Origin of the sequence: Pseudonocardia ammonioxydans (genome assembly GCF_900115005.1) — a bacterium.
GTDB classification, from domain to species: domain Bacteria; phylum Actinomycetota; class Actinomycetes; order Mycobacteriales; family Pseudonocardiaceae; genus Pseudonocardia; species Pseudonocardia ammonioxydans.
Genome location: NZ_FOUY01000115.1, coordinates 1 through 3,742, shown reverse-complemented (window position 1 = coordinate 3,742; position 3,742 = coordinate 1). Strand labels below are relative to the sequence as shown.

7 protein-coding genes and 1 pseudogene are annotated in these 3,742 nt (G+C 71.5%); 6 read left to right on the top strand and 2 right to left on the bottom strand.

The features are described 5' to 3' along the window. Nucleotides 1-161: 161 nt before the first annotated feature. Nucleotides 162-917: a nuclear transport factor 2 family protein gene (locus BM093_RS34305; RefSeq protein WP_177238890.1), complete on the bottom strand. Its 756-nt coding sequence runs from the start codon at nt 915-917 to the stop codon at nt 162-164. A gap of 39 nt (nt 918-956) precedes the next feature. Between BM093_RS34305 and BM093_RS36460 the strand changes: the two genes are divergently transcribed. The 6 genes and pseudogenes from BM093_RS36460 (at nt 957) to BM093_RS36455 (ending at nt 3,430) form a co-directional block, all read left to right on the top strand. Continuing rightward, a complete protein-coding gene (locus BM093_RS36460; RefSeq protein ID WP_177238889.1) occupies nt 957-1,112 on the top strand; it encodes a YidH family protein in 156 nt (51 codons plus the stop codon). Next, a pseudogene (locus BM093_RS38095) lies at nt 1,109-1,255 on the top strand (DUF202 domain-containing protein); the annotation flags it as partial. The gene BM093_RS36460 and the pseudogene BM093_RS38095, both read left to right, overlap by 4 nt. Nucleotides 1,256-1,296: 41 nt before the next feature. Further along, a complete protein-coding gene (locus BM093_RS37740) occupies nt 1,297-1,461 on the top strand; it encodes a hypothetical protein (protein WP_245773994.1) in 165 nt (54 codons plus the stop codon). 239 nt (nt 1,462-1,700) lie between these two features. Beyond that, complete coding sequence (locus BM093_RS34290) at nt 1,701-2,126, top strand: DUF6153 family protein (protein WP_143105711.1); 426 nt, start codon at nt 1,701-1,703, stop codon at nt 2,124-2,126. Nucleotides 2,127-2,197: 71 nt separating this feature from the next. Then, nucleotides 2,198-2,824: a DUF305 domain-containing protein gene (locus BM093_RS34285; RefSeq protein ID WP_093357492.1), complete on the top strand. Its 627-nt coding sequence runs from the start codon at nt 2,198-2,200 to the stop codon at nt 2,822-2,824. Nucleotides 2,825-3,265: 441 nt separating this feature from the next. Next, complete coding sequence (locus tag BM093_RS36455; protein WP_177238888.1) at nt 3,266-3,430, top strand: hypothetical protein; 165 nt, start codon at nt 3,266-3,268, stop codon at nt 3,428-3,430. A 66-nt stretch (nt 3,431-3,496) separates the two neighbouring features. On the opposite strand, the gene BM093_RS34275 is transcribed toward BM093_RS36455, so the two are convergent. After that, the coding region (locus BM093_RS34275) for a transposase (RefSeq protein WP_143105710.1) at nt 3,497-3,742 on the bottom strand (246 nt) is incomplete at its 5' end.

The window sequence follows — 3,742 nt, the reverse complement described above, 5'->3', positions numbered from 1 at the left end:
CAATCACTCGTCTACCAGGGGCTCTTCTACTTTCCGGGCCCGCCACGCCGGGCACGACCAACCGCATGATCACCAGGTTGGAAAGGGTTCAGTCTCGATCCGGGCACAGACACCGAGCGGATCGTGTCCTTGAGCACACGCGTGTCGACGGACTGGGCTCCCTACTCCGGCTGGGTGAGCCAGGGGCAGCGGGCGGTGTCGGCGCCGGCGTAGTCCGGGTCGAGGTAGATGAACAGGCGCTGGATCCTGTGGTCGCGGATCTCGAACACGTCGCACCAGCGCGCGGCGTGGGTCAGTCCGGCCTGCCATTCGGTGCCGTCGGCGGTCCGGCCGCTGGAGGTTCCCTCGACGACGACGGTGTACCCCTCGTGGACGAAGTTGAGGTAGGCGTAGTCGTGCTGGACGGCCGAAACGATGGTGGCGATGTTGGCGAAGGTCTGGGTGATCTCGTCGATGCTGTGGGCCAGCACCGTGGTCACGGCTTCGCGCAGGGACAGCCGGGGATCGGTGTCGAGGTCGGCGCGTCGCCAGGCGACGTGGCCGTCGGGTCGTATGAGTAGGCAGCCGGCGTCGCTGTCGTCGCGCTGCCGGGCCCAGTCGCCGTAGACGTCCTCGTACTCGCAGCGCAGGCCGATGGTGCGCACGTCGAGCTCGGTGCTCAGCTCGGCTGCGACGACGACCGCGGCGTCGCGCCAGGGTGCCCCGCCGATCCCGGTGATCAGAGTCCACCGGCTCATTCCGCACAAATCCAGTATGGACACACGTCGGGCGCCGTGCTGCAGCCACGCGCGTGGCAGCTTCGCGCCGGGATGGGTGGTGGGCTGGTGGTAGAGCTCCGGATCGCGGTCGGGTTCGGGCCAGTCGGTGCCGTCGTCGAGGACCGCGCCGGAGGTGTAGCGCTGGCCGAGCTCCAGCACTCGTGGTTCCCCGCCGACAAGCGGGCCTTTCCGTCCGGCGTGCTCAGTCCCGTTCAGGCGTGGGCCGCCTGGCATGCCACCGAGCGGGCACTGCGCCGGGCTCAACCGTTGCCGGCGTCGCTGTTCGCGCTCCCGACCGCTGCCGCGGTCCTCGTCGCCGGGCTGCTGGTCGGGCTCGGGATCCTGTTCCGGTGAGCCAGAGCGGTCCGCTCTTCGATCCCGGCCTACAACCCGAGCGCACCGGTCTCGCGTGGCGGCGGACCGCCGTGTCGCTCGCCGTGGGGTCACTGCTCGCGCTGCGGATCCTGCCGGCGTCTGGTGCGGGAGCCTCGGTGCTGTTCAGCCTGACTGGACTGGACTGGACTGGACTGGACTGGGCGTGGCGGTCGTCGTGTTCGTGGTGGGGGAGCGGCGCTACCGGCAGGTCCATCGTCTGCTCACCCGGGAGGAGCCGGGTGGCGTCGGCGGCGGTGCCAGCCTGCTCGTCGTCGCGGTCACATGTGGAATCCTGGCGGCGGGAGCGCTCGCCTTCGTGCTCGCGTGACAGCCGGGGTGCGACCGGACGTCCGAGGCAGGACGTACTCGACGGTCGAGGTCGAACCCTGGTGCCCGTCGGCATGCGTCAACCCGGTGACCTCGCGCCGTCCCGGGCCAGCCAGCTCGCGGCACGCCCGGCGCCGCTGCGGTGTCGGTGCTGGTCGGTGTGGGCGGAGGTGCCGTCCTGACCGCCCTCGGGGTGACGGCCTGAACGGCGCACACAGCGACTTCGGTACCGTGGTCGACATGGGGAACGGACGAAACGGACTGCGGCTGACGCTGCTGGTTCTGCCCGTCCTGCTCGGCCTGGTCGGGATGCACGCGCTCGTCGCCCCGGCCCCAGTCCCCGCGACGGACATCGGGCACACGGCCGCAGCGACCATGTCCAGCCACGCGGATCACCGGTCCGCGCCGTCCGCGTCGACGCCGCCCGGGGCCGACGACCGACCGACGACCGGCCACGGCGAGCACGACGCCACCCACCTGCTGCACCTATGCCTGGCGGTGCTGGCCGCCGTCGGGCTCGCACTGTTCTCGGCGTGGCTGTTCCTCGGGTGGCTCGCGCTCCCGGTCTCGGTCACGCCCGCTCGGCAGCGTGCTCGCGGCATGCCCGCGCAACGGCCGCCGCCCGTTCCCCGGAGACTCGCCCAGCTCTGCGTGATGCGGACCTGATCGGCCCCCGGCGCGACAGAGCGCCGGATTCCGGTCCGATCGCACGTTCCACACAGGAGCCAGAACCACACATGAAGATCACCAACGTGGCGGGCGCCGCCACGACGCTCGTCGCTGCCCTCGTCCTGACCGCCTGCGGCGGTGGAGACCCCGCCGGTAGTGCCACACCCGCGAGCTCGGCACCCGCTCCCGCCGGCGCCACCGCACCCGGGGCGCCGGTCTCGGCCGAGCACAACCAGGCCGACATCGCCTTCGCCCAGCGCATGATCCCGCACCACCAGCAGGCCGTGGAGATGTCGAAGCTGGCCACCGACCGCGCCGGGAGCGACGACGTCCGCCGCCTTGCCACCGAGATCGAGCAGGCCCAGTCCCCGGAGATGGCTCAGATGCGCGGCTTCCTCGCCGCCTGGGGTGCCCCCGAGTCCGGTGGCATGCACGGGATGGACCACGGCGGCATGGACCATGGTGATATGGCCGGGATGATGACGCCCGAGCAGATGCGCCAGCTCGAACAGGCTGGCGGTGCCGAGTTCGACCGCATGTTTCTCGAGATGATGATCGCCCATCACGAGGGTGCCGTGCAGATGGCACAGACCGAGCTCGCCGGTGGGGTCAATCCCGAGGCGAGGGCACTGGCCCAGGAGATCGTCGACGCCCAAGAGACGGAGATCACCGAGATGCGCGGGCTCCTCGGCTGACGGCCGCCGGCCACGGTGAGCCGGGACCGACAGGTCGCCCGCACTGCTGGCCGATACGGCCCGGGGGTAGGTATGTCGTCTGTGAAATACCCCCGGGCCGTATCTACGAGGGAGTGCTGCCCGATGACCAGGAGCACGAGTCAGCCTGCCGGTCGAGGTCCGCTGTCCAGCGTTGTCTCCGTCGTGACATCCGAACCCCGGCCGTACGGTTCTCCGCTGCGTGCTGCGGTGCACGCGGCGCAAGCCCGCAGGCCACGGACCGGCAGCCGCGCCACCGGTGGCGCGGTGAGCGACTGTCAATGACCGCGGGGCCGGCCGGACCGCTGCCGCCGGCCCCCGCCCGCAGCCGCCGTGACTGGGCGCTTCCTCGACGACGCTCGGACAGCCGAGACCACCGCGGTGCCGGGCCCCGCCCGGCCGAAGAGGAACCCACTCTTCCCGATGCTCGACAGACTTCCCGCGCGCCGCACCGACATCGCGCCGCGCCGAACCCGATTACGCCCGGTCCGGGCACTGCTCGCCGCCGGCACCGCCGTCGTGCTGCCGGCCCGCCCCGGACCGACGTCCCGCCCCGAGCCGGGGTCCGCCGTCGTCGTGTCGGCCTGAGTGTCCTTTGCCGCACGCCGGACTCCGGAAGCTCACGTCCGCCGTCTGAGAGGGTGTTTGAGAAGATCAAGTCGAGGGCGTGACGACGTACTTCTGCTGGCGCCGGGCCGGTCTGCCGCGTGCGATGCGGCGGGTGATGGTGTTGATCGCGGCCCAGCGGATCATGGCCTCGGACGTGGCGGGGTGGCGTTCGTAGTCCCGGGCCAGGCGGCGGTGCGCGGTGAGCCAGGCCAGGGTCCGCTCCACCGCCCACCGGCGGGGCAGGACGGAGAATCCGCGCTGCTCAGGCGGCTTGCGGACGACCTCGACCGT

What these genes read in the sequence shown, in the direction of transcription:
- BM093_RS34290 (WP_143105711.1), top strand. Translation starts at nt 1,701, where the DNA reads ATGGGGAACGGACGAAACGGACTGCGGCTGACGCTGCTGGTTCTGCCC.
- BM093_RS34285 (WP_093357492.1), top strand. Translation starts at nt 2,198, where the DNA reads ATGAAGATCACCAACGTGGCGGGCGCCGCCACGACGCTCGTCGCTGCC.
- BM093_RS36455 (WP_177238888.1), top strand. Translation starts at nt 3,266, where the DNA reads ATGCTCGACAGACTTCCCGCGCGCCGCACCGACATCGCGCCGCGCCGA.